The organism is Burkholderia sp. S171 (genome assembly GCF_009766085.1).
Lineage (GTDB): Bacteria > Pseudomonadota > Gammaproteobacteria > Burkholderiales > Burkholderiaceae > Caballeronia.
Window position 1 is genome coordinate 18,418 of the sequence record NZ_LMUF01000042.1, and the last position, 26,022, is coordinate 44,439.

At 58.8% G+C, this 26,022-nt stretch carries 19 protein-coding genes; 6 read left to right on the top strand and 13 right to left on the bottom strand.

Going from position 1 to position 26,022, the window contains the following annotated elements; all coding sequences use genetic code 11:
* Nucleotides 1-348: 348 nt before the first annotated feature.
* From urtA to atzF, 4 genes are all read right to left on the bottom strand, one after another.
* Complete coding sequence (gene urtA, locus GSQ93_RS22485; RefSeq protein ID WP_158937849.1) at nt 349-1,647, bottom strand: urea ABC transporter substrate-binding protein; 1,299 nt, start codon at nt 1,645-1,647, stop codon at nt 349-351.
* A gap of 204 nt (nt 1,648-1,851) precedes the next feature.
* Nucleotides 1,852-2,568 carry a GntR family transcriptional regulator gene (locus GSQ93_RS22490; RefSeq protein WP_158937850.1) on the bottom strand — a complete coding sequence of 239 codons (717 nt, stop codon included), beginning with the start codon at nt 2,566-2,568 and terminating at the stop codon, nt 1,852-1,854.
* A gap of 26 nt (nt 2,569-2,594) precedes the next feature.
* Nucleotides 2,595-6,206, bottom strand: a complete 3,612-nt coding sequence (uca, locus tag GSQ93_RS22495) for an urea carboxylase (protein ID WP_158937851.1) — start codon at nt 6,204-6,206, stop codon at nt 2,595-2,597.
* Between the two features lie 12 nt (nt 6,207-6,218).
* Nucleotides 6,219-8,054, bottom strand: a complete 1,836-nt coding sequence (gene atzF / locus GSQ93_RS22500) for an allophanate hydrolase (protein ID WP_158937852.1) — start codon at nt 8,052-8,054, stop codon at nt 6,219-6,221.
* 422 nt (nt 8,055-8,476) lie between these two features.
* Here atzF and GSQ93_RS22505 point away from each other — a divergent pair, with 422 nt between their 5' ends.
* Genes GSQ93_RS22505 through GSQ93_RS22520 form a run of 4 tightly spaced genes read left to right on the top strand, consistent with a single transcriptional unit; the run spans nt 8,477 to nt 13,994 of the window.
* A complete protein-coding gene (locus GSQ93_RS22505) occupies nt 8,477-9,874 on the top strand; it encodes a glutamine synthetase family protein (protein WP_158937853.1) in 1,398 nt (465 codons plus the stop codon).
* 24 nt (nt 9,875-9,898) lie between these two features.
* Complete coding sequence (locus GSQ93_RS22510; protein WP_158937854.1) at nt 9,899-11,290, top strand: aldehyde dehydrogenase family protein; 1,392 nt, start codon at nt 9,899-9,901, stop codon at nt 11,288-11,290.
* A 23-nt stretch (nt 11,291-11,313) separates the two neighbouring features.
* Entirely contained in the window at nt 11,314-12,477 is a 1,164-nt protein-coding gene (locus GSQ93_RS22515) for an iron-containing alcohol dehydrogenase (protein WP_158937855.1), read from the top strand.
* A 38-nt stretch (nt 12,478-12,515) separates the two neighbouring features.
* Nucleotides 12,516-13,994: a M81 family metallopeptidase gene (locus GSQ93_RS22520; protein WP_254073993.1), complete on the top strand. Its 1,479-nt coding sequence runs from the start codon at nt 12,516-12,518 to the stop codon at nt 13,992-13,994.
* A 39-nt stretch (nt 13,995-14,033) separates the two neighbouring features.
* Here GSQ93_RS22520 and GSQ93_RS22525 read toward each other — a convergent pair whose 3' ends face one another.
* Together GSQ93_RS22525 and metE are read right to left on the bottom strand one after the other, a co-directional pair.
* The gene (locus GSQ93_RS22525) at nt 14,034-15,005 is read right to left on the bottom strand and encodes a LysR family transcriptional regulator (protein ID WP_158937857.1); all 972 of its coding nucleotides are present in this window, start codon (nt 15,003-15,005) and stop codon (nt 14,034-14,036) included.
* Nucleotides 15,006-15,396: 391 nt separating this feature from the next.
* A complete protein-coding gene (gene metE / locus GSQ93_RS22530) occupies nt 15,397-17,676 on the bottom strand; it encodes a 5-methyltetrahydropteroyltriglutamate--homocysteine S-methyltransferase (protein WP_158937858.1) in 2,280 nt (759 codons plus the stop codon).
* Between the two features lie 104 nt (nt 17,677-17,780).
* On the opposite strand from metE, the gene GSQ93_RS22535 reads away from it, so the two are divergent.
* The gene (locus GSQ93_RS22535) at nt 17,781-18,695 is read left to right on the top strand and encodes a LysR family transcriptional regulator (protein ID WP_158937859.1); all 915 of its coding nucleotides are present in this window, start codon (nt 17,781-17,783) and stop codon (nt 18,693-18,695) included.
* 50 nt (nt 18,696-18,745) lie between these two features.
* Here the strand turns inward: GSQ93_RS22535 and GSQ93_RS22540 are convergent, their stop codons facing one another.
* Complete coding sequence (locus GSQ93_RS22540) at nt 18,746-19,672, bottom strand: LysR family transcriptional regulator (RefSeq protein WP_254073994.1); 927 nt, start codon at nt 19,670-19,672, stop codon at nt 18,746-18,748.
* A gap of 73 nt (nt 19,673-19,745) precedes the next feature.
* Here GSQ93_RS22540 and GSQ93_RS22545 point away from each other — a divergent pair, with 73 nt between their 5' ends.
* Nucleotides 19,746-20,486 carry an SDR family NAD(P)-dependent oxidoreductase gene (locus GSQ93_RS22545; protein WP_158937860.1) on the top strand — a complete coding sequence of 247 codons (741 nt, stop codon included), beginning with the start codon at nt 19,746-19,748 and terminating at the stop codon, nt 20,484-20,486.
* A 20-nt stretch (nt 20,487-20,506) separates the two neighbouring features.
* Here the strand turns inward: GSQ93_RS22545 and GSQ93_RS22550 are convergent, their stop codons facing one another.
* The 6 genes from GSQ93_RS22550 to GSQ93_RS22575 all read right to left on the bottom strand — a co-directional run bounded on the left by GSQ93_RS22550 (nt 20,507) and on the right by GSQ93_RS22575 (nt 26,004).
* A complete protein-coding gene (locus GSQ93_RS22550) occupies nt 20,507-20,914 on the bottom strand; it encodes a hypothetical protein (protein ID WP_158937861.1) in 408 nt (135 codons plus the stop codon).
* Complete coding sequence (locus tag GSQ93_RS22555) at nt 20,911-22,320, bottom strand: heavy metal sensor histidine kinase (protein ID WP_158937862.1); 1,410 nt, start codon at nt 22,318-22,320, stop codon at nt 20,911-20,913. The genes GSQ93_RS22550 and GSQ93_RS22555 overlap by 4 nt, the downstream gene beginning before the upstream one ends.
* Nucleotides 22,320-22,997: a heavy metal response regulator transcription factor gene (locus GSQ93_RS22560; RefSeq protein WP_158937863.1), complete on the bottom strand. Its 678-nt coding sequence runs from the start codon at nt 22,995-22,997 to the stop codon at nt 22,320-22,322. Before GSQ93_RS22560 ends, GSQ93_RS22555 begins: the two co-directional genes overlap by 1 nt.
* A gap of 269 nt (nt 22,998-23,266) precedes the next feature.
* On the bottom strand, nt 23,267-24,061 hold the full coding sequence (locus GSQ93_RS22565) for an alpha/beta hydrolase (RefSeq protein WP_158937864.1): 795 nt from the start codon (nt 24,059-24,061) through the stop codon (nt 23,267-23,269).
* A 135-nt stretch (nt 24,062-24,196) separates the two neighbouring features.
* Nucleotides 24,197-24,547 (bottom strand): DUF4148 domain-containing protein, encoded by a 351-nt coding sequence (locus GSQ93_RS22570; RefSeq protein ID WP_158937865.1) that lies wholly within the window; start codon nt 24,545-24,547, stop codon nt 24,197-24,199.
* A 692-nt stretch (nt 24,548-25,239) separates the two neighbouring features.
* Nucleotides 25,240-26,004: an SDR family NAD(P)-dependent oxidoreductase gene (locus GSQ93_RS22575; protein ID WP_254074002.1), complete on the bottom strand. Its 765-nt coding sequence runs from the start codon at nt 26,002-26,004 to the stop codon at nt 25,240-25,242.
* Nucleotides 26,005-26,022: the final 18 nt, after the last annotated feature.

Consider the following 26,022-nt stretch of genomic DNA (forward strand, 5'->3'; position numbering starts at 1 on the left):
CTTGGCGATGAGCTTGTCGACGGCAGCGGACTTGGCGTCGAAGTCATCGGCCGCGAGCGGCGCGAGATCGTCGGCGGTGAGGGCCGCAAAGGCCACCAAAGGCATGCAGGCAATCAGGATTGCGCAGAGGCCACGGCGAGCGAAGCGAAGCATCGAATCAGTCATGAAGGGCCTGTCAGGTAGAGCGCAGTGCGGGGCGGCTTGGTGCGTTGCATGTCACGTGTCGCCCGGACTCGTACGAACCGCCGCGGGATTCTTGTGCTTGAGTGCGCGGCGGTTCGATGTTTCAACGTTCGTAGCTAGTACTTACTAAGGCTTAAGCTTAAGCTTAAGCCCAAGCCCAAGCCTTTAAGCCACGCGTCGACGGCGCAGGAAATCCGGAATCGAGCTCACCACGTCCGGCTTGCCTTCGTTGCCCGGAATGTACGGACTCCACGGTTGCGCGCGAATGGCCGTCTTCGTGCGCCACACGACGTTGAACTGGCCGTCAGCGCGCACTTCACCGATCATGACCGGCTTGTGCAGGTGGTGGTTACCGTCCATCTCAAGCGTGAAGCCCGACGGTGCTGCGAACTTCTGGCCGACCATCGCCACGCGGATCTTGTCGACATCGACGCTCTTCGCTTTCTCGGCCGCCTGCTTCCACATGTGGATGCCAACAAAGGTCGCTTCCATCGGATCGTTCGTCACGCGCTTGTCGCCACCGGGCAGGTTGTTCTTCTTGACCCAGTCGGCGAACATCGCCTTGAACTTCGTGTTCTCCGGGTTCTTCAGCGACATGAAGTAATTCCACGCGGCGAGATTGCCCACCAGCGGTTTGGTATCGATGCCGCGCAGTTCCTCTTCACCCACCGAGAACGCGACGACCGGTACGTCCGTGGCCTTGAGCCCCTGATTGCCGAGTTCTTTATAGAACGGCACGTTCGAGTCGCCGTTCACCGTCGAGATCACGCAGGTCTTGCCGCCTTGGGAGAACGTCTTGATGTTCGCGACAATCGTCTGATAATCCGCGTGACCGAACGGTGTGTAGACCTCCTGAATATCGTCATCCTTCACGCCCTTCGAGTGCAGGAACGAGCGCAGGATCTTGTTGGTCGTGCGCGGATAGACGTAGTCGGTGCCCAGCAGAAAGAAGCGCTTGGCGGCCCCGCCTTCCTTGCTCATCAGGTATTCGGTCGCAGGAATCGCTTGCTGATTCGGCGCGGCGCCCGTGTAGAACACGTTCTTCGACATCTCTTCACCCTCGTACTGCACCGGGTAGAAGAGCAAGCCATTGAGTTCCTCGAACACCGGCAGCACCGATTTACGCGAGACAGACGTCCAGCAGCCGAAGGTCACCGCCACCTTGTCTTGCGAGATCAGTTGACGCGCTTTCTCGGCGAACAGCGGCCAGTTCGAGGCAGGGTCGACCACCACCGGTTCCAGTTGACGGCCAAGCACGCCGCCGCTTGCATTGATCTGCGCAATGGTCATCAGCGCCGTGTCTTTAAGCGACGTTTCCGAGATCGCCATCGTGCCGGACAGGGAATGCAGTACACCCACTTTGATGGGGCCTTTGTCGCTTTGAGCGAAAGCCGAAGGGATCTTTCCAACTACGCCTGCAACCCCCGCTGCCGATGCGACCTTCAGGAACTCACGCTTTTTCATTGACCGTCCTTAACCAGAATGTAAGTTGGATTTAGTCTTGTATCCAAGACGGAATACCATTTGCAAATTCTGGGCCAAGGACGCGGAAGCCTTTGTAGAAAAGGCTTTCCGGGTATTCGTCAGTCAATCACAGGCCGGTTGATTGACTGGGCGCGGTGCGTGCACGCTCAAAACTGGTGCGGTGTGCACGCTTTCGGAGGCACACTACGAATCATCCTGACTGGCGTAACGTTCGCGTGCGGAATGGAGCATGTAAAGCGTGATGCGCTTCACTTCGGCCTGGCTCTCCGCAATGTGCGCGCGGATCATCTCTTGTGCGCCGGAGACGTTTTTGGCGAAGATCGCCGAGAGGATTTCGCCATGCTCCCGATAGGTGGCATCGATACGGGGGGCCTTCGTAAAATCCAGCCGACGGATGATCCGGATGCGCTCAGTTACGTCCTGATGAATGCGCGCCATTTCGTCGTTGCCGACTGCCGCGACAATGCGGGTGTGAAACGCTTCGTCGAGCGCTGCCACCACGGTCGAGTCAGTGAGGTAGTCCTCGGCCGGCACACACCATGTCTCGCGTAACGTATCAAGCCTGTCCATTGCATCGAGAGCCACGACCCGGGCAATAGCGGACGTCTCCATCATGACTCGCACTTCGTACAGGTCTTCGAAGTATTTGAAGTCGAAAGCGCGTACCTGCCAGCCGCTTTTAAAATGCACTTCGACGTATCCTTCACGCTGCAGCCAGAAGAGCGCCTGACGAACCGGCGTCCGGCTCACCTGCATGCGCGTAGCAATGTCGCCTTCGCTGAACTTGTCGCCCGGCAGCAGCCGGAAATCGAAAATATCGGCCTTCAGTTGCGTATAGATTTGTGCCGCGAGATTGCTGGCACTTTTCGCCGGACCCGCGGGCGTCTTCATATCCACCATGTGCTTTTCCAACCGATGTAAACCGATTATTCGAGTGAGACCAAAGGATCCCCGGCGTTGATCATCATACCGGGCTTGCAGTGGAATATTCCCACGATGCCGTCGTGCGGCGCCGCGACATGAAACTCCATTTTCATTGCTTCAAGGATCAAAAGAGGGTCGCCGGCGTTCACACGCGAGCCGGGGTCCGCCATGAGCTTCCACACGTTGCCCGTGATATCGGCCGATACAACAAAGCCTGATAGCTCGGCAACTTCGATCAATTCCCCGGCAGTTTCGGTTACGGCCGATACGCGATTGTCGGCCGCAGTATCGGTCGCCCAATGCGCGACCTCTGCGTCAAATGCGAGTTTCTGCGCGGCCCAGAACACTTCAAGTTCCGGCGCGATACTTTCAAGGAAAGCGTTGTATGCGCCGAGATCAAACACCTCCTCTTCTATCCGGACACCATACCGCCCTTCCCTAAAGTCGTCTCTCAGTACATCGAGCTCGCTCTCGCTCACCGGATAAAATCGCACTTGATCGAAGAATCTGAGCAGCCAGGGTTTGGCATCGACAAACATCTCGTTCTTGAGGAACTTGTTCCAGATGGGCAACGTGCGTCCGACCAGTTGATAGCCGCCTGGTGAATCCATTCCGTAGATGCACATATAGACGCCGCCGATGCCCACCGTGCCCTCGGCGGTGTACGTACGCGCCGGGTTGTACTTGGACGTCACCAGGCGATGCCGCGGGTCAACAGGGACGGCACAAGGAGCGCCCAGGTACACGTCGCCTAGCCCGAGAACCATGTAGCTGGTTTCGAAAATGGTATCGCTGACCGCATTGCTCGATTCCAGGCCATTGATGCGCCGGATGAACTCGGTATTACTGGGCAACCAAGGGGCCGTGTCACGCACCGATTGCCGATAACGTGCGACTGCATCGAGTGTCGCGGAGTCCTCATAAGCCATTGGCAAGTAGACGACACGGCTAGGCACCGTCATGGTGGAGATCCCGGCAAGCGTTGCATCTGTAGCGGCAAGGGCATCAACGAGAGCCCGTTGATGGATCACCCGGCTGTCGAAACGTACCTGCAAGGAACGTACGCCGGGGGAGAGTTCACACACGCCCTTCACCGGACTATTTTCCAAGGCCTCCATCAGCGCGTGAATGCGAAAACGGTGATTGAGATCGAGAACGTTCTCACCGTATTCGATCAGGATGTACTTGTCGCCTGCTTGGCGCAAGACTGTCTTGGGACGCTCGCCTGACGCGGTTATCTCAAACAGGATTGGTGAACCGCGCTCAGAGCTCGCATCTGGGAGTGCCAGGACCGACGCATCCCATCCCGCGATAAAGGCGTCCTGCGCCTGCTCCAATGCGAGTGCATCATCGAACGTCATTTCACGAAAGCGAATCTTGTCACCTGGCTTGACCTGCCCCACCTTCCACAATTCAGCCTTGGCGATTGTCACGGCACAAACGAATCCGCCAAGGCTCGGGCCATCCCGGGTCAGGATCACCGGCATGTCGCCCGTGAAATTGACACTGCCAATTGCGTACTCGCAGTCGTGCACGTTCGACGGATGCAGCCCCGCTTCGCCACCGTCGGAACGCGTCCATTGAGGCTTCGGCCCGTTCAGCCGGATACCCAGACGGTTCGAGTTGTAGTGGACGTCCCACTCGCTTGCAAAGAACGTCTCGATTGATTCAGCCGTGAAGAAGTCAGGCGCACCATGCGGGCCGTATAGGGCTCCGATCTCCCAAGTACGTCCGTAGCGGGGTATGAGAGCATCAGGCAGCGCCGCGGGAGCGTACAGAGGCGCCAGGTCAGCCATCGCAGGCAGACTTGGATCTGCTATCCCCAAGACGTCTGCCGGACGCAATGTCCGGCCGGCATGGCCGCCAAATTTCCCAAGCGCGAACGTGGCGCGACTACCGAGATACAGCGGAACGTCCAGGCCATTACGCACCGCGAGATAGGTCCGGCATCCGCTAGTCGCTTTGCCAATACGCAGGGTCTGCCCTGCTTTGATATCGATAGGTATCCAGAACAATACCGGTTCGCCGTCCAGCGTCACATCGGTCGGCGCACCGGTCAAGGCAATGATCGTGTCGCAATGAAATCGCAGCGTGGGTCCAAGCACCGTCGTTTCAATGCCCGCAGCATGCGGCTGATTACCGACGATCCGGTTAGCCAGCCTGAACGCCCAGTCGTCCATTGGCCCCGACGGTGGCACGCCGATATCCCAATACCCTACGCGGCCGGGATAGTCCTGGACAGAGGTATAGGTACCCGCCTCCATCACCTCGATTGCGCTAGGCCGATACTCAAACGCGTCGAGAAAACGCGTTGAGACATCGCCTGCCCGAAAGCCGTCGCTTGCCACCACTTGCCGCAAGTAATCCAGATTTGTGGCTATACCGGCCAGCCGTGTTTCGGCGAGTGCGCGGGTCATCGCCGCAATGGCCGCCGTGCGATTGGCGCCGTGCACAATGAGCTTCGCGATCATGGGGTCGTAGTGAGCGGACACCTCCGTCCCGGTTTCGACCCAGCCATCCACGCGGATATCAGGAGGGAAGCTGACTTCGGTCAGCGTGCCGGGACTCGGCGCAAAGTTACGTAAAGCATTCTCCGCGTACACCCGCACTTCAATTGCCGCCCCATGCGGGATGATGGGACGATCCAGCGAGGGCGGACTACCGGCCGCGGTCAGGATCATCCACTCAACCAGGTCGATGCCGGTCACGCTTTCGGTGATCGCATGTTCGACCTGCAATCGCGTGTTGACTTCGAGAAAGTAGAACGCCTCCTGAGGCGCGTCATAAATAAACTCGACCGTACCGGCCGATCGATAAGAAACCAAGCGGCCCAAATTCTCAGCCGCGGCCCACAGCCGTCGCCGAACTGTATCCGATAAATTCGGCGCAGGTGTTTCCTCGACGACCTTTTGATTTCGCCTTTGCAAAGAGCAATCTCGTTCACCCAGCGCGACGACATTACCCTGACCATCCCCGAAGATTTGCACTTCAACATGACGAGCATGGTCAACGAAGCGCTCGACAAACACGCCAGCGTTTGCGAAAAACGACTGTCCCAAACGCTTGACTGACTCGAACGCGGCAATCAACTCGCCTTCGTCATTGCATCGCGTGAGACCGATGCCACCGCCCCCAGCCGTACTTTTCAGCATGACGGGGTAACCGATTCTGGCTGCCTCTTGTTGTGCGTCCGACACGTCCGCAAGCAGACCAGACCCTGGGGTTAGCGGTACACCGGCCAGTTCCGCGAGTTCACGAGCGGCATGCTTCAGCCCAAACTGTTCCATTTGCTGCGGGGTCGGCCCCACGAACGCAAAACCTTCCGCCTCGCAGCGCGCCGCAAACTCAGCGTTCTCTGACAAAAAACCGTAGCCCGGAATGATCGCCTGAGCACCGCTTCGCTTCGCCGCATTAATGATGAGATCCGCCCGCAGATAGCTTTCGGCCGCGGTGTGACCGCCAAGCGAAATTGCAACGTCGGCAGAAGAGACATGAAGGCTATTGCGGTCGGCGTCCGAGTAGACGGCAACCGAGCGTATGTTCATGCGTCTTAGCGTGCGCGCAATACGACAGGCTATCTCGCCGCGATTAGCGATCAATACGGTGTGGAACATGGACGTCCCTGATCAGGAGTGGGATGCTGCGGTCGCCCTGCTTTTGTCGGCGAGGTAGTTCGCCCAACCGCCGAACCCGGTGATGTCGACGGCCTGGTCCAGTCCGGCGGACTCACAGATGAAGCCTTTGACATCGGTTCCATCGGCAAGCCTGACGGTACCTATTCCCAAGGGTGCGGCGACGCCTGCCACAAAGGAACCGAACTCGGTAATGGGCATGTCCCATAGTTCAAGCTGGATGGGTGCACCGCTATCGGAACGCATTAAACCGGGCTTAGGCGGTGTTGTATTGGCCAACGCAAACAGTTGGTAGTTAGACGCGGTAGTCGTGCTTGCAACGAATCGCGCGCCGCGACTAAGCAACTCATGATTGAGCGGCATTCCACGCAGATGTGCGCCCACAACCGCGACGCGGATCGTATTTACGTTCGCCGGTGCGGTGCCATGCGCTGACAACGTTGCATCCTCAAGATTCACTGCAAGGCCCGTCGCACCGCGCGTTAGACCTGTGCTGTTATGCCACTGCTCGGCGAACGCGGCGAGTCCGCGCTCCTGCCACGCGTCGCCGATAAACGTAATGCCGAACGGCAAACCATCCTCGCGAATACTGGCCGGTACCGAAACCGCGCTCCAATCAAGCAAGTTGACGAAGTTGGTGTATTTGCCCAGGTTGCTGTTCAAACGCACGGGATCCGCCTGGACATCGGCTATTCGATAATGCGTGGGAGCCGTCGGCACAAGCATGGCGTCGAACCCGACAAGCAGTGCGTCGGCGCGGCGTTTGAAATCGGCGAGCTTATAGACGCCGTCGAAAGCGTCTGCGGCGGAAAACTCCGTGGCCTTGAAAATGATGTCGCGCACGACCGGATGGATATCGGCTTCGTGCGTCGTTGCGAACTCGCGAATGGCGGCGAAGCGTTCCGCGACCCAGGGGCCGTCGTATAGCAACGCAGCGACTTCGTCGAACAGCGCGAAGTCGATCGGCACACAGGTCGCACCTCGTGCCTCAAGCTGTCCGATGGCAACCTGAAAGGCTTGCGAGGCGAAATCATCGCCAAAAAATTCGGGGTGTGCTGGAATGGCGATGCGCGGAGCCGCCGGCATGCGCCAATCGCGCGACGCTTCCGGTGCGGCACGCGAAAGGCCATCTTCAAGATCGATGACAGCCGCCACGTCATACACGGACACCGCGTCACCCATGGTCATCGCGAACACGGATACACAATCCAACGTACGGCACGCAGGTACGACGCCGGTGTTGCTGAACGCGCCGCGCGTGGGTTTGATGCCGACAATGTTGTTCAACCCAGCGGGCACCCGTCCAGAGCCCGCCGTGTCGGTTCCCAGCGCGAAAGGTACAAGACCGCGTGCCACGACCGAAGCCGAGCCAGAACTCGACCCTCCTGACACAAAGGCGGCGTTAAACGTATTAGTTGGTACTCCGTAGGGTGACCGCACACCCACAAGACCCGTTGCAAACTGGTCGAGGTTGGTCTTCCCAATGATGATCGCACCGGCATCGGCCAAACGCCGAACGCTGGTTGCATCCTTGTCCGGTAAATAGGCGAACGCGGGACAAGCGGCAGTTGTCTCGAAGCCTTCCGCGTCGATGTTGTCTTTCGCCGCGAACGGGACACCGTACAACGGGAGACGGGCCATATCGCCGCCAACGGCATCAAGCTTCTGAGCGAGCGTGGTCAGGCGAGCGTCCAGCCCGGCGGCGGACACGATGGAAATCCAGGCTGGGTCATCAGCAGACAGCGACGCCCTGAGTTCGTGTAGGAGGTCCGATGGCTTGGCACCGGTTCCGTATGCACGCTTCCAGTCGGGAATAGTCCATCCGAGCATCTGGTATTTCCTCTTGTGTACAAGTTTCAAACTTCATATACAAGAGTTGTGCCAATGGCAGGGAAGCCTTTACCGATCGGCTTTCGACAGGTTTTTAAAGCGCATTGGCAGCCTGCCCGGCAGCCGCAGAATGCCCTGAAGTGGCGCTGAACGAGCGGAGATTGGGCGGCCTCGCACCAGTAGCGAGCCTGCCCGGCCTCTGGCGTGAGCGCGCGTTATTCGGTCAATCCCGAAGCCTCTTATACGTCGTGAGGGTCGGGAAAACCCGGTTTTAATGGGCGAGTAATGTCCGCAATAACGAAGCATCGAGTATTACCCCAGCCGATCATCGCCATAACGAATATCGATTGTTGTTGATCTGGAACTTTCTCGTTCCTAAGATGGTTTAACCGTAAAAAATCGATAACACGGAGACATTGACTATGGATGCGCAGGCGAAGCCCGAACGGGCAATCAGGACAGTAGAAGATGCGATTCGCCTGGTGGAGGCGAGTCGGCTGACACATATTAAAGTCGGCCTGTCCGATATCGATGGCATTCTGCGCGGAAAATATCTGCGTAAGGATAAGTTCCTCGGGGCACTGCGTGCGGGTTTTGCTTTCTGCAATGTCGTACTGGGTTGGGACTCAGACGACCAAATGTACGACAACGCCAAATACACCGGCTGGCACACCGCTTACCCGGACGCCATGGTGCGCATCGTTCCGGAGAGCTGCCGGCGTTTGCCGCTTGAACAAGGCGACGGCGAAGATATGCTGTTCTTCCTCGCCGAGTTTGTTGGGGATGCCGAAGCAATTTGCCCACGGGGTTTATTGCAACGTGTATTGAAGCGCGCAAGCGACATGGGGTTCGAGGTCTCTGCCGCACTTGAATATGAATTTTTCATGTTCGAGGAAACACCGCATTCGGTGCGTGAGAAAAATTACCGCGACCTGAAGAACTGGACGCCGGGAAATTTTGGCTACTCAGTGCTGCGCAGTACGGTCGAAGGCGATTTTTATCGGCAACTGCTCGACATGTGCGAGCAGATGGACATGCCGATCGAGGGCTTGCATACCGAAACCGGTCCCGGTGTGCTCGAGGCGGCGTTAGCGGTCGACGGTGCGGCCGAGATGGCGGACAAGGCAATGTTGTTCAAGACCTTTACCAAGGCGCTGGCTCAGAAGAACAATCTGATGGCGACCTTTATGGCGAAGTGGTCGCATGACCACCCGGGACAAAGCGGTCATATCCACTTGTCCTTGCGCGAGGCGAGCACCGGCAAGTCGGCATTTTACGACGAAAGCCGTCCTTACAATATGAGCGCCAAGCAGGCCAGCTTCATGGCGGGCGTGCAACGCTACCTGCCCGAATTCATGTCGATGTTCGCGCAGACCGTCAATAGCTACTCGCGGTTGGTGCCGGGCTACTGGGCGCCGCTCGATGCAACGTGGGGCGTTGAGAACCGGACCACGGCCTTACGCCTGATCCCGGGTTCGGAGAAATCGCAGCGCGTTGAAGTTCGCATCGGTTCCGCTGACGCTAATCCCTACATTGCATTGGCCGCGGCGTTGGGTGCCGGCTTGCACGGCATCGAACAGGGCCTGGATCCAGGGCAGATTGTCGAGGGCAACGCCTATACGCAGGAATTCCCCGCCCATCTGAAATTGCCTTGCACCTTGTGGGATTCCGCTCAGCGACTGCGCCATTCCGAAGCCGCGAAGACCTTGTTCGGCGAAGCATTTGTCGAGCATTTTGTCGCGACCCGCGAATGGGAAGAACGACAGTTCCGTCGGCATGTAACCGATTGGGAATTGGCCCGCTATTTCGAAATTATTTGAGTCTATAAGTCCAAGCCCACTACGATGAAAGATGAACTGATTACCATTAGTCCGATCGACGGCAGCGAATTCGTGCGCCGCCCTTATGCGAGCGAGTCGCAGATCGAGCAGACGCTACAGCGCGCGAAAACTGCCCAGAAGGCGTGGGCTGCACGACCGCTGTCCCAGCGACTGGCGCTGGTTGGCCGTGCCGTCGAACACTTCGTCCAAAACAAGGCAACCATCGCCGAGGCGATTACGCGTCAGATGGGACGCCCGTTGCGCTACACCGGCGGCGAAGTGGACGGCTTTGCCTCACGTGCACGCCATATGATGGCGATCGCAGAAGATGCGTTGAAGCTCGTGCAGGTGGAACCGCAGGACGGCTTTACGCGCTTCATTTCACGTGAGCCGGTGGGCGTAGTGCTCACCATCGCGCCGTGGAATTACCCCTTGCTGACGGCAGTCAACAGTATCGTCCCGGCGTTACTGGCGGGAAATTCCGTCATTCTTAAGCACTCCGACCAAACGCCGTTGTGTGCCGAACTCATTCATCAGGCCTTCGTCCAGGCCGAACTGCCCGAGGGTGTGTTCCAGTACTTGCATGTGGATCATGAGCGTGTGCGTCGTCTGATACACGCGAACGAGATCGGCTTTGTCTGTTTCACCGGTTCGGTGGGCGGAGGCCGCATAGTCGAGGAAGCGGCAGCCGGACGATTTATTGGCGTTGGGCTGGAGTTGGGCGGTAATGATCCGGCCTACGTGCGAAGCGATGCGAATATCGACTATGCCGTGGAGACGCTGGTCGACGGTGCCTTCTTTAATTCGGGCCAGTCATGCTGCGGTATCCAAAGAATTTATGTGGCTCAGCCTCTGTACAAGGATTTTATCGAGCGTGCCGTGGCGCTGACGAATCAGTATGTGCTGGGCAATCCGCTTGATGCGCAAACCACCCTGGGGCCGGTAGTCCGTACCGCGGCAGCCGAAGGCGTGCGGGCGGTGATCGCCGAGGCACTCGCCAAAGGTGCTAAGAATCTTATCGACGAAAGCCAGTTCGGACTGTCGCGCGTCGGCACGCCTTATGTGGCACCGGGCGTGTTCGTCGATGTCGATCACGGCATGACGCTGATGAACGATGAGTGTTTCGGACCCGTGGTCGGCATCATGCCGGTGTCCGGCGATGAACAAGCAATCGCGCTGATGAACGACAGCCCCTACGGTTTGACGGCCAGTGTGTTTACGAGCGACGAAGAAGCCGCGCTATCGATTGGCAGGCGCGTCGAAACCGGTACGTTCTTCATGAACCGCTGCGACTATCTCGACCCTGCGCTGGCCTGGACCGGGGTGAAGAATACCGGCCGCGGTGCGACCTTGTCGGCGATCGGTTACGAGCACCTGACGCGACCCAAATCTTTTCATCTGAAAACCCGTCTCTGAACGGATCTTCAAAGGAATTTCGCATGTCACTTCCGTCTGCAAACTGGAATTACCCGACCGCAGTCAAGGTCGGCGCAGGACGTATCAGCGAATTGCCGCAATGGTGTAAAAGCCTGGGCATGAACCGGCCGCTGCTGATTACCGACCCGGGTCTGGCGGCATTGCCGCTGATCGGCAGGACCCTGGATAACTGCCGGTCCGCCGGCTTGGCGTGCGGGCTGTTTCACGATATCAAGGGCAATCCGACTGGCAAGAATGTCGGCGATGGCGTGGCAATTTTCAAGGCCGGCGGCCATGACGGGGTGATCGCCTTCGGTGGCGGTTCGGCCCTCGATGCAGCCAAGGCCGTGGCGCTGATGGTTGGGCAGAATCGGCCGTTGTGGGATTTCGAGGATGTTGGCGACAACTATCTGCGCGTGAATGTGGCCGGCATGGCGCCCGTGGTGGCTGTGCCGACTACGGCCGGGACCGGCTCGGAAGTCGGGCGCGCGTCGGTGATCACCGACGATCACGCCCATGTGAAACGGATCATATTCCACGCAAACATGCTGCCCTCGGTCGTGATCCTCGATCCCGAGTTGACGGTCGGCCTGCCGGCCAAGCTGACGGCGGCGACCGGCATGGACGCGCTCTCGCATAACCTCGAAGCCTATTGTTCGCCCTTTTACCATCCGATGGCCACGGGCATCGCGGTCGAAGGTATTCGCCTGATCAAGCAGTTCCTGCCGCGTGCGGTCAAGGATGGCCAGGACCTCGACGCTCGCCTCCAAATGCTGGTGGCGTCGAGCATGGGCGCCACAGCGTTTCAGCGCGGCCTGGGCGCGATGCATGCGCTGGCGCACCCTCTAGGCGCGCTGTATGACGCCCACCACGGCATGCTCAACGCAATCCTGATGCCCTATGTGCTCAAGGCCAACGAATCGGCTATTGCGAACCGGATCGAGCCGCTGGCGCGCTACCTGGAACTCGCGCAGCCGTCGTTCACCTCCTTCCTCGACTGGGTCTTGATGATGCGCGACACACTGGGCATTCCCCATACGTTGAGCGAGATAGGTATCGATGGTCGCGATGCGGCGAAGGTCGGTGACATGGCCGTGGCCGATGGATCGGCAGGGACCAATCCCATTCCGTTTAGCGCCGCCGAGTACAGCCGCATTTTCGTGACTGCGGTAGAAGGCTTGCTGTAACGCCTGGTGGAATGAGTCAGTGTTATCGAGGGGATGGTGTGGCAAGAATCGGGATCGCTGGCTTTTTGCATGAGACGAATACCTTCGCCGCCAGCCGGGCGAGTTTTGCTACGTTCGTCGAAGCGGACGCGTGGCCGGGCTTGCTGGTTGGCGAAGAGATGTTCGGCGCGGTCTCGGGCGTCAATCTCGCCATAGACGGGTTCATACAGGCTGCGCGCCCTTCGCATCAACTGGTCCCGCTATTGTGGGCTTCGGCCAATCCGAGCGGTCCAGTGACGCAGGATGCATTCGAAGCAATTGCCTTCATGCTCGACCGCATGATCCGTGATGCGGGTCCGCTGGACGCGCTGTTTCTCGATCTGCACGGCGCGATGGTGTGTGAGCATCTGGAGGACGGCGAGGGGGAGTTGCTGCGGCGCCTGCGTCAGCGAGTTGGCGGCACCATGCCGATTGTCGCGGCGCTGGATTTTCACGCCAATATCACGCCGGCCATGATCGAACATGCCAGCGGTTTGGTCACTTACCGCAGCTATCCGCATGTCGACATGGCGCAGACGGGGCAGCGTGCCCACGTGTTGATTGACCGGTTGCTCACTGGAGAAGTACTGCACAAGGGCTATCGCCAAATCCCTTTTCTGATTCCGATGCCTTGGCAAAGCACCTTGAGCGAACCGATGCGTAGTCTTGTGGCGCTGGGTGAATCGCTGGCATCGGAAAACGTTTTTGCGGTCGACTTCGTGCCGGGTTTTCCGCTTGCCGATATCCACCATAGCGGCCCCAGCGTGATCGCCTACGGCACTGACCCGATTGCGGTCGAGGCGGCGGTCGACTCCTTGACACAGGCTGTTCTGGCTAGGCGAGCTGATTTCGGCGGGCGGCTCCACGCGCCGGCCGACGCGGTTGCGCATGCGCTTGAGCGGGGGCTGCGATCTGCGGGCGGCACGATCATCCTCGCCGATACCCAGGACAATCCGGGCGGCGGCGGTGGCGGCGATACAACCGATCTCCTGCACGAACTGCTTCGACAAAAAGCGCAGCGGGTTTGCGCCGGGGTCGTGTGCGATGCGGGGTTTGTCGAAGCGGCCACGCATGCGGGAATCGGCGCCGTTATCTATGACCCGCTGGGCGGGGTCGGCGGAATAGGAGCTGGGCCGTTGCACGCGCCATTCGAAGTGCTGGCGCTGGGGAGCGGCCGTTTCATCGGCACAGGGCCGTTCTACCTTGGTTGCCACATGGATTTGGGCGCAATGGCCCGGGTGCGATGCGGCGGCCCGCACGGCATTGAGATCGTGGTGTCGAGCCGCAAACAGCAAGCTGCCGATCAAGCCATGTTCCGCCATGTCGGCGCCCTTCCCGCCGACTATCGCATCCTGGTTCTAAAGAGCTCGGTACATTTCCGGGCCGACTTTGCCGCGCTGGCAGACGAGATTCTGGTGGTGGCCGCGCCCGGTATTAACGTCGCGGATTTGCGCCAGTTGCATTATGAAAAATTGCGGCCCGGCGTCACGCTGCTCTGAAGCTAGCTCTACCCTTAGCTCTGAAGTTGGCTCGTCCCGTCAGCCCAACACAATCGATGGCAGCAGCCATGGCGCGTTCGCCTCGATGATCGGCAAGAAGCGGCTTTTCAGCAATTGCACGCTGTCCTCGGCGAGTTGCTGCGGCAGCAAGCCAAGGTCATCTTGACGGGCGACCATGGTGAGTTCACGGAAGAACTCCTCACCGGGAATCGGGAACAGGCGAAACGCGTCGGAAAATTGATTGTCCGGGGCCAAGCCCGACTGCAACAAGCACAACGGCGTGGTAATGGTCCAGCCGGCATTGGCCATCACCATGGACATGATCGCGAACGTGTTGTCGAGCTGCAGACGAAGGGGTGGTTGAATCCCCCATTTCTCCAACTGGGTTTCAATGCTGCGGCCAATGACGGTTGTATTGCTATAGCGAATGAAGTCGCCGCTGACCAACAGGTTGCGCAGCGAGGGCACCGGTCCTTTGAAGCCGCCGGGCAAAACCAGCACGAAGGGTTCGCGCAAGATGCGCTGGCGATACAGCAACGGGTTCTTTAACACGACGTCATCGGAGATGATGATGTCGACCCGTCTGGATAACAATGCATCAGCGTGCTGATGCGATTGCCCGGTCACCATCGACCAGTTGGCGGTGCGCAGCCGTATCGCGGTCAGCAGATCGGCGCCGATGCTGGTGGCCATGGAATCGACCAGTGCAATACGAATATGCTTGAGGGGTTCACCGAGAGGCTTGCGGAACTCCTGACTCAAGTGCCTGGCGTCATCCAGCAGCGTGCAGGCGCGGTTGTAGAACTGGCGCCCCACGGGTGTCAGCATTGGGGGCCGCTGCGAGCGATCCAGCAATTGCAGATTGAGTGTTTGTTCCAGGTTCGACAGCGTTTGAGAGACTGAGGATTGCGTAATGCTGAGTCGTTGACCAGCCGCTGTCATGCCGCCGGATTCGACGACAAGCACGAAGACTTCCAGCGCCTTCAGATCGAAAGAAATGCCATTTTGCATAAGACCGGCTGATTAGCCGCAGCGGGAAGTGGCCGGAAACGCGAGGGTCGCGCAATACATCGGCGTAGTGTACCCGCTGCTTTCGGCGGTGCAAATCGGCGGTGCGAAAAGCGCTGCTAAACCCGGGTAAATGCGTACATGACCATGTTGTCTGTCGCCACTTGATCTGCTTCATATCAAGCTTTCCGCATGCGACGGCCATGGTCTTGTCACGCACTCAACAATGCTCCAACGCGTTCGAGAAGTCAGCGGTCTGTCATCCGGATGCTCAAGTCCGATCGAATGCGTCGTCGCAAGACGTGCACCGCCCAAAGAAGAAACGCCCGCCCGAAGGCGGCCGTCGCTCACATCGATGCTTGCACGTGGTTAATACTTGCAAAGACTCGCTAAATCACACGCCCGCGCGCAGCGTCTTTGCCGCGGCGACCATGTTCTTGAGCGCGGGAATCACTTCGTCCCACTGACGCGTCTTCAGGCCGCAATCCGGATTGACCCACAAGCGCTCTGCCGGAATACGCTCGGCCGCTTTGCGCATCAATTGCACAATATGCTCTTGGCTAGGGATATTCGGCGAGTGAATGTCGTACACGCCCGGTCCGATCTCGTTCGGGTAGTTGAAGTTATCGAAGGCATCGAGCAACTCCATGTCCGAACGCGATGTCTCGATCGTGATCACGTCGGCGTCCATATCGGCGATCGACGCGATGATGTCGTTGAACTCCGAATAGCACATATGCGTGTGGATCTGCGTTTCGTCCTGCACGCCGTTCGCCGTGATACGGAACGATTCAACGGCCCACTGCAGGTATTCGTTCCACTGCGACTTGCGCAACGGCAAGCCTTCACGCAATGCTGCCTCGTCGATCTGAATCACGCGCACGCCGGCTTTTTCCAGATCCAGCACTTCTCCGCGGATAGCCAGCGCCAACTGATGGCACGACACCGAACGCGGCTGGTCGTCACGGACGAACGACCAGTTCAGGATGGTAACCGGACCGGTCAGCATGCCCTTCATCGGTTTGGCGGTTTGCGATTGAGCGTACTTGATCCACTCCACGGTCATCGCCTTCGGACGGCTGATGTCGCCGAAAAGGATAGGCGGCTTCACGCAGCGCGAACCGTAGGACTGCACCCAACCAAACTGGCTGAACGCGTAACCGTCGAGCTGCTCACCGAAGTACTCGACCATGTCGTTGCGTTCGGCTTCGCCGTGCACGAGTACATCCAGCCCCAGCGCTTCCTGTTCACGCACGCTCCGCGTGATCTCGCTGTGCATGACGGCCTTGTAGCCGGCGTCGTCCAGTTCACCGGACTTGAACTGGCTGCGCGCCTGACGAATCTCCGCGGTCTGCGGGAACGAGCCGATAGTCGTCGTCGGGTACGCCGGCAGGTTCAACAAGGCCGACTGCTTCGCGGCACGTTGCGGGTAAGCGCTTGAGCGACGGCCAAGTGCCGCATCGATCTTTGCAACCGCTGCCTTGACCGCAGGGTTGTGCACACGCGGTGACGAACGGCGGTCCTGAATCGCAGCACTATTCTCAGCAAGCGCCGCTTGCACCGACTGGCGTCCGTCATTGAGTGCGTGAGCCAGCACCTTCAGTTCGTCGAGCTTCTGCAACGCGAAAGCGAGCCACGACTGGATTTCCTTATCGAGCTTTTGCTCGCTGGCCAGATCGACCGGTACGTGCAACAACGAGCACGACGGCGCGATCCACAAGCGGTTCTGCAATGTCTTATGAATGGGTTCCAGCCACTCGAGCACCGCGCTCAGATCGCTTTTCCAGATGTTCCGGCCATTGATGACACCCAGCGACAGCACCTTGTCCGCCGGCAACTGCGCAATCACTTTTTCGACTTCGGCGCGCGCGTTGATTGCGTCGATATGCAGACCCTGAACCGGCAGCTTGCACGCGATTTCAAGGTTGTCCTGCAACTGTCCAAAGTAAGTGGTCAGCAGCAACTTGGCCTTCGAACCCTTCAATGCATCGTAGGCGGTGACGAACGCTTGCTGCCATGTTGCGTCCAGCTCCGTGACCAGGGCCGGCTCGTCGATCTGCACCCACTCGACACCTTGCGCCGCCAGTTGTTCAAGCAACGCGGAATACACCGGCAACAAACGCGGTAACAACGCGAGCTTGTCCGAATCGTCTTTGGCCTTGCCAAGCCAGAGATACGTCACCGGGCCAATGATGACCGGCTTGGACTTCACGCCGAGCTTGCGAGCCTGCGCGAGCTGATCGAGCAAGCCCGATGCATCGAGTGCAAATTCAGTCGAAGCCCTGAATTCCGGCACGATGTAGTGATAGTTCGTATCGAACCACTTGGTCATCTCGCCGGCTTGCACGCCGCAACTGCAGGCCGAGTCATGTGCGGAGCGGCCACGCGCAACGCGGAAGTAATTGTCCAGCGGGTCGCCGTCAAAACCGCGAACCCGTTCAGGGATGTTGCCCAGCGTGAAGCTTGTGTCGAGCACCTGGTCGTAGAACGAGAAATCGCCGACGGGCACATGGTCGAGGCCGGCCTGGTTTTCCCAATGCCGCTGGCGCAGTTGGGCGCCCAAGCCGGTCAGTTCGTCGCGTGACGACTGCCCTTTCCAATACCCTTCCTGCGCGAACTTCAGTTCGCGTTTTGCGCCGATGCGGGGGAAACCCAAATTGTGCGTCGTGACCATTGATGTGCCGCTCCTGAAATGAACGGCTTGATCATAGGGTGCGTGGTCTATGAAATATAATGGTCTTTTCTCATTGATCGATTAGTTCCTTTCATGGATGCCACATGCTCGAACGAACTCATCTAACCATTATTCGGGAAGTCGACCGTCACGGCTCGCTGACCGCGGCCGCGAACGTGCTGTGCCTGACGCAGTCTGCGCTGAGCCATACCGTCAAGAAGATGGAGCAGCAGCTTGGGACCGCCGTGTGGAGCCGCGACGGGCGCACACTGCGACTGACCCAGGCGGGGCAGTATCTGCTGGCGCTCGCCAACCGCGTGCTGCCGCAGATGGAACATGCGGAAGAACGCATGAGGCAATTCGCGTTGGGACAGCGTGGCACGCTGCGTATTGGCATGGAATGCCACCCTTGCTACCAGTGGCTGCTCAAGGTGGTATCGCCCTATCTCGCACGCTGGCCCGACGTGGATGTCGACGTCAAACAGAAATTCCAGTTTGGCGGCATTGGCGCGTTGTTCGGCTATGACATCGACATATTGGTGACGCCGGATCCGTTGCGAAAACCCGGATTGCGTTTTGAGCCGGTGTTCGACTACGAGCAGGTACTCGTGGTGGGCCGGCAGCATAGGCTCGCAAAAGCGTCTTTCATCCTGCCCGATGAACTCGCCGAAGAGGTCCTGATTACGTACCCGGTCGAGATCGATCGGCTGGATATCTATAACCAGTTCCTGATGCCGGCGAACGTCATGCCGAAGCGGCACAAGGTCATAGAAACCACCGACATCATGTTGCAGATGGTCGCAAGCGGCCGGGGCGTTGCCGCATTGCCTCGCTGGCTCGTTGAAGAATATGCGGACAAGGTGGCGGTGAATGCGGTCCGGTTAGGCAAGCAAGGCATTGCGAAGCAGATCTTTCTGGGCGTGCGCGAAACGGATACGACGATCGATTACCTGAGCGCCTTTGTTGAGCTTGCACGCGGGTCTGACTGGAATGCGACGGTGGAAATAGAGCGAGCGTAGCGAGCCTCATCGCAAACCGGCGATGAAGGCACGCTACGCGCCGTGGCCTATTATCGATTCAATCGATCCTGCATGAAATCCACGAACGCACGCAGCTTGCGGGGAACGTGGACACGGCTGGGGTAGTAGAGATAAAAGCCGGGGAACGTGGGCCACCACGGCTTCAGCAGCGGAATCAGGCGCCCGGATTGAATGTCGTCCTGAACCTGGACTTCGAACGCGCAGCCAATGCCGCCGCCGGCCCTGACGGCCGCGAGGATGATATCGCCGTCGTTGGTCACAAGCGGACCCGGCACCTCAATGTCGAAGTCACGTCCCTTGTGCGTAAATTCCCAGCGATAAATACTGCCCGCGAGACGAACGTTGATGCACCTATGCTCGCGCAAATCCTCGGGCTTGCGCGGCAACGGGCGTCCAGCCAGATAGCGTGGCGCCGCGAGGGTCGCAATGCGATGCTGGCCGCCGAAAGGCACGGCCACCACGTCCTGCGCCAGGTTTTCGCCAAGGCGAATCCCGGCGTCGAAGCCCCCGCCAACGAGATCGACGAGCGCGTTGTCGCAATGCATTTCCACGGTGATGTCGGGATAGGTCTCCAGGAAATCAACCAGATGAGGCATCACCAGAATGTCCGCCGCCGTGCGCGAGAGGTTGAGGCGCAGCAGGCCGGCAGGCTTGTCACGTAATTCGTTGACCCCGTCGACGGCGCTCGCGAGCGCGGCAAGCGCCGGTTGCGCATCTTGCAAGAACCGCTGTCCGATTTCGGTCAGTCCGACCCGGCGCGTCGAACGATCGAGCAAGCGCACGCCGAGGCGCCCTTCCAGCGTGCGCATGGTTTGCGACAAGGCTGACGGCGACACACCCAGTTCGGCCGCGGCGCGCGTAAAGCTCGCATGGTGCGCCACGCGAGCAAAGGCGGCGATACCCGGCAGCAGGTCGGGCAGCATCGCCATATTATGAAGCAGCGCTTCATGCTGCATATTGATTACCCCCGTTAATCCATACCAATCCGCAGCCTATCATGGGTGCTCCACCCCATAGGAGCACCCTGTCATGAGCAAGCTTTCCGGCAAAGTCGCCATCGTCACCGGTTCATCCAAAGGCATTGGAGCAGGCATCGCCGAGCGCCTCGCCGCCGACGGCGCTCACGTGGTCGTGAACTACTCGCGCAGTGCGGACGACGCGGATGTCGTCGTCAAAAGAATCGTTGCGGCGGGGGGCAAGGCCATCGCGGTCAAAGCCGATATTTCCAGGCCGGCTGAGATCCAGCCGCTCATTAATGCTGCCCTCGATGCGTTCGGCAAGCTCGATATCCTCATCAACAACGCTGGGGTCTACAAAGTGGACTCCTTGGAAACGCTGACGGCGGAAAGTTTCGACGAGCACTTCCACCTCAACGTACGCGGCCTGCTTCTTACCACGCAGGCGGCATCCCGCGTGTTGCCGGCGGGCGGCGTGATCGTCAACATCAGTTCGGGCCTCGCGCATAGTCCCTATCCGATGGTTCACGTCTACTGCGCCACCAAGGGCGCGGTGGACACGTTGACGCGCACACTGGGGATGGAGCTTGGGCCTCGCAAGATTCGCGTGGTCGGCATTGCGCCGGGTTTCGTCACCACCGAAGGGAATGCTGAGTCTGCGAAAGGGATGGCCGATTTCTTCATCGCCAAGACGCCGCTGGGGCGTGTCGGCCAGCCCAGGGACATCGCGGCGGCCGTCGCCTACGCCGTCTCGGACGATGCCGGCTGGGTCACCGGATGCACTATCGATGTCGCGGGCGGGATGGTGTTTTGATGGGGTTCGTTGTTCGAACGTCAACCGCGCACGTTGGCCTCTCGAATCGTTGTCTTTGACTGCAGGCCACGCCAGGCGATAGGCGAAAGCGCGAATACAAGGACGAGAAATCCGACCTGCGAGAGATAGAAGGACTCCGTCCACTGATCGCTTATGGCGACATAATACGTGTTGTGAATGACGTCGCTGAAAATGATGAGCGCCGTCAAGCCAATCCCTGCTCGCGGCTTCGCGAACAGGAGCACGGCAGCAAGCGGATCTAAAACCGTTAAAGCGCTCCAATAGATGCGGCTTGCGAACACGGCTCTGTTCCCAAGCCCGTAGTCCCAAAGCAAACCGTGTTCGATATCGGCGCGTAGATGGTTAAAGGTCGCCCCGAGGAGGCAAAGGGCGAATAGAACGCGGATAGCAAAGGATGTACGTTTCATTTGACCCGCGGAAAAGTCAGCACGAATCGGGTTCCCTGCGGTTCGCTTTCCGCATGCGCCTTGCCGCCATGCAGCTCCATGATCGTCCGCACTATCGCCAGTCCCAGCCCGGTCGATCCGCTCGCGGACGCACCACTCGTCCTCGATGGATCCGCGCGATAAAACCGGTCGAAGACGCGTTCGAGCAGGTTCGCGTCCAGTGGAACGCCTTCGTTCGCCACTTCAACGCGCACCGCGCCGTCGCGTTCAGCAACAGACAGCATGATCTCGGCATCTTGCGGCGTAAAGCGCACCGCGTTCGCAAGCAGATTGCTCACTGCGCGCCGAAAAAGTTCGATATCCGCCTTCAACCGCGCATGCCCCGTCACGCGAATTCGAATGCCGGCGTCTTCTGCTATTCCCTCGAAATAGTCGGCTATCTTTAGAAGCTCTTCGTCGGCATCAAACTCGAGCAAGTGCCGCGAAAAATGAGGATGCTCGGCGCGGGCGAGAAAGAGGACGTTTTCGATCATCCTCGAAAGGCGATCGCACTCTTCAAGATTCGATGCCAACAGCGTCTGATATTCCTCGCTGGAGCGTGGCCGGGCCAGCGCAACCTCGGTTGAGCCGCGTAAGTTGGCCAAGGGCGTGCGCATGTCATGGGCCAGGTCTGCCGTAAATCGGGAGAGCAGGTTGAACCCATGCTCGAAGCCGGAAAACATGCCATTGAGCGAGGTAACCAGCGCCTCAAGTTCTCGCGGCACTTTGCGCACCGCGATGCGGGCGCTGAGATTTTCAGTCGTAAAGTCTGCGGCGCTACGCGCGATGTCACGCAAGGGCCTGAGTGACTGGCGAACAAGCAAATAGCTCATCAAAAACGCCAGCAACGCGCCTGCGCCGCTTGCCAGAAAAAGCCGATCGCGATACTTCCTTAGCAGCAGCCATCGGTCAGCCACATTGCGCATCACGACGAGCTTCACGCTCGAACCATCCGCCAGTTGCGCCTCGGTGGCAACTCGCCGGAACGGCGTGCCGTCGCTAGCGGCCAAGGCCGTGATCGATGCCGCCGTAATTTGCTCAGAGGCATGGAGTTTGGTCGCAGGCCAGGCAATGCTGAGCCCGGCGTTGGACAAGTTATGCTGCAGGAGAACACGACCGGATGAATCGACCACTTCCGCCGACAAGGCCTCGTTGCCTAGCACCTGACTTTCCAACCGCTCCTGATGCTGCGTCAGGTCGCTCACGTTGGCGAACTCCTGCGTCAGCCGGCGCATATGCCGCGCCGCCAGCACGATGTCCTGATCGTCCTGTGTACTGACCTCGTGCGCCAGCGCCGTATAAACGTAACTTCCGACCAGGGCGAACACCGCCAGCGTGGTTCCCGCGAAGGCCAGTGCCAATGTCGACGTCAACGACCGCGATCGCATCAGTCGTCCTCTTTGGTGTCTATGACGTAGCCCACGCCACGTACCGTCTTGATGAGTTTGACTTCGAAGTCATCGTCTATTTTTGCTCGCAGCCGGCGTATCGCGACCTCGACCACATTGGTATCGCTATCGAAATTCATGTCCCAGACATAGGATGCAATCTGTGTGCGGCTCATGACCTCGCCCTGCTTGCGCGCGAGCAGTTGCAGCAGCGCGAACTCGCGAGGGGTCAACTCTATCCGCTTGCCTGCACGGCGGACCTTGCGGCGCGTCACATCGATTTCCAGATCCGCAAGCGAAAGCAAATCATGCTCCCGCGGCGGTCCTCTGCGTGCCAATGTACGAACCCGCGCAAGCAGCTCGACGAAAGCAAACGGCTTGACCAGGTAATCATCGGCGCCCAGTTCAAGTCCATGGACGCGATCGCTTACGTCATCGCGGGCGGTAAGAAACAGGACCGGGGTCGCTTTCAAGGTTCGGAGGTTCTTCAGGACACTCCAGCCGTCCATGGTCGGCAACATCACGTCCAGCACGATGACGTCATACGTATCCTCTCTTGCCAGGATCAGGCCTTCCGCACCGTCAGCCGCCACATCGACAAGAAAGCCGGCTTCTTCCAAACCCTTCTTGATGTAGGCGAGCGCCTTTTGCTCATCCTCAATGACCAGAACCCTCATGTCGACGCCTCGCTGCTACGTTTTATTTGCCTGAAAGAATAGTACGCCACCCCATTTGATTCCGATCCACGATTAAAACCGCCGGGATGTTTCCGTGAATGCGCATCAGAGCGCGATTCATTGGTCGCTGTCAAATAATGGGGCGGACGGAGAACCCGAATCAAGTGGAACCGCACTCCATGTTGCAACAGCCAACATGACGGGACCCCCATTATTTGATTACAAAATTGAGAGGTAAGACTGTTCTCGTCGATCTGCTTATTGGCGCATTATTGCTGGGCGTGCCTGGCAGCATCTTCGATCACGGCAGCGACTTCCTTGGGACGCGATTCATAAACGGAGTGGCTCGCGCCCGGGATCACGGTCGTGTGACTATGCGCACGGGCGTAGTACCAGCGTTCGAGGTCCGGGTTGATAATCTTGTCCGCACCGGCCACGATGCCCCAGCTAGGCTTGGTGGTCCAAGCGGCAACCGTCATGGGCGCGGAGAAAACCTTGGCAGCCGTCAGGATCTGCGATTGCGCTTCGAATTGAGCTTGCTTGAGCGGTAAATCAGCAGCGAAGTCTTTCGGGAAATCTGCCGGGTTCAGGTACGTGTAACCGTCATCGGTCTTCCTGATCGCGCCTGGTTGCTTCGACGTATAGCTGGGCATGCCCTTGCCAAGGTCGCTTTCATCCTCGCCGACAGCCGGCGCGTGTGCCGCCACATACACCAGCCCTACGACGTTCGGATGCACGCCGGCTTCGGTGATGATGGAACCGCCATAGCTGTGGGCCACCAGGATAGTGGGGCCGTTCTGCAGGTCGAGCACGCGCTTGGTTGTGGCTACGTCGTCTTCGAGAGAACTCAACGGCTCCTGCACCATGGTGACGTGATAGCCGTCTTTGGTCAGGATGTTGTAGACGGGCTTCCAGCCGGAACCGTCCACCCACGCGCCATGCACCAGGACAATGTTCTTCACCGGGGCACTCTTCGGCTGGGCATCCTGCGCCATTGCGGCGGTCGATGCGAAGAGGCAAGCGGACAATGACAAAGCCGAGGCGACCAAAGGCAAAATTTTCACGAGAGACTCCGTTTATAAGTTAGATAGGGAAAAATTATTGGAGAGAGCGGGTTGCGCGACGGGGGCGGGGCGAAATCAGGTCCTGTGCATGTCGATGGAAATGACAGCGACTGCACAGGCCCTGAACCGCATCACTCAGCTACCCGCGTAGATGTTGCAGAAGCTGACCGGACCAACGCAGGTCGAGTGCATGGCCGTGTGCATCGGGGCGCCTGACGAAGAAGTGCCGTTCTCGGCCACGCCGCCGTAGGCTTGCGTTGCCTGTTGTTGGCCGTTCTCAGCCGCGACCTTCGCTTCAGCAGCCTGGATGTCCGCCGGGTAGTCAACGTCTCCACCGCGCGCCGGGTTGTAGCCTGCCTGTTCAACACGCACCAGGTCTGCGTGGACTTCAGCACGCGTCACAGGAGCATTCGATTGTGCGAAGCTAAGAACCGGAGCGGCCAAGGTACCAGCGGCGAGAGCGAGACAAATAAGTGCTTTTTTCATGATAGATATTCCTTCAATGAGTGTGATTGATTAACGGGCAAGCTTGCCCTGAAACGAATGAAGCTGTAGCTGCCGGAGTGCGATGACAAGCCTTAAAACTGCTACTGAGCGGCTCATCTTCGTTTCGGTATCCTTACTTCAAAAAATCTAAATTTCTGCGGTCATGCAGTGGCAAACACATCGGTATTGCTGTTATTCCACGATCGATCAGATAATTTCTTCAAGTTGCTAGTGACAGACCTTCGTAAGCCACGACTGGCTGCTTTCTATGCAGTTGCAATCCCGGTGACTTGCAATCAGTATCGGCTTTCAAGCTTTTCGCGAGACTGACATCAGCATTACCAAATTGTTATCTTCGACCGGAGGCAGGCTGATTGGGCGCAGTAGCTTGAGGGCCACCGTGCCAAGCCGTGGGACGCGCGCTGTGTTAGAGCGGGAGTGATGAGCAGAGGAAGGCCGCTCTTGTTCAAGAACCCATCGGGAATGCCGCTCGTTTCGGGCATGGGCTTTTAGTCAGCCGTGCGGTGTCATGCGCCGTGGCCCCTACAAGGACGGTCCGGGCATTTATCGATGCCCTTGAGGCGCGGTGCAACAACTGACGCAATCCACTGTTTGATAAGAAAGCCAAAAAGCGCGTTGTGGGTACTGTGACCACAACGCGCTTTTTGTTTGCTTCGGCAAGACCGCTTCAATTAAAGCGTTGCTGTCACGCCGCCATCGACATAAAGAATGTGCCCATTGACGAAGTTCGAGGCCGCGCTCGTGAGGAATATTGCCGCGCCCACCAAGTCCTCGACATCGCCCCAACGCCGCGACGGCGTGCGCCCGATAAGCCATGCGCTAAAGGTTTCGTTGTTCACGAGCGCTTCGGTCAGTTCGGTCTTGAAGTAGCCGGGTCCGAGACCGTTCACCTGGATGCCGTGCTTGCCCCAATCGATTGCCATGCCCTTCGTCAACATTTTCACCGCGCCTTTTGTTGCCGTGTACGCAGCGATGTCGGGGCGTCCCAGTTCGCTTTGAACCGAGCAGATGTTGACGATCTTGCCGGCGCCGCGCGTGATCATGAAGCGCGCGACCGCCTGCCCGACCAGGAACACGCTGTCCACGTTCGTCTTCATCAGCTCTTGCCACTGCTCGTGCGAAAACTGGTCGAGGGGCGCGCGACGCTGCATCCCGGCGTTATTGATGAGAATGTCGATGGGTCCGTCCTCACGTTCGATCTTCTCGATCGCCTCCGATACCGCCGACGGGGCCGTCACGTCGAAACTGATTGCATCGACGGTCATGCCTTCACCGCGCAAATGCGCCACCGCTTCTGCAAGGCGCGCCTCATTGCGCCCGTTCAAGATAACCTTCGCGCCGGCGCCCGCGAGTCCGCGCGCGAGGGCAAAACCGATGCCGCTACTCGACCCGGTGACAAGCGCCCGCTTACCCGACAAATCAAACATCTTGAGCATCTGATTCAAAATATCTCC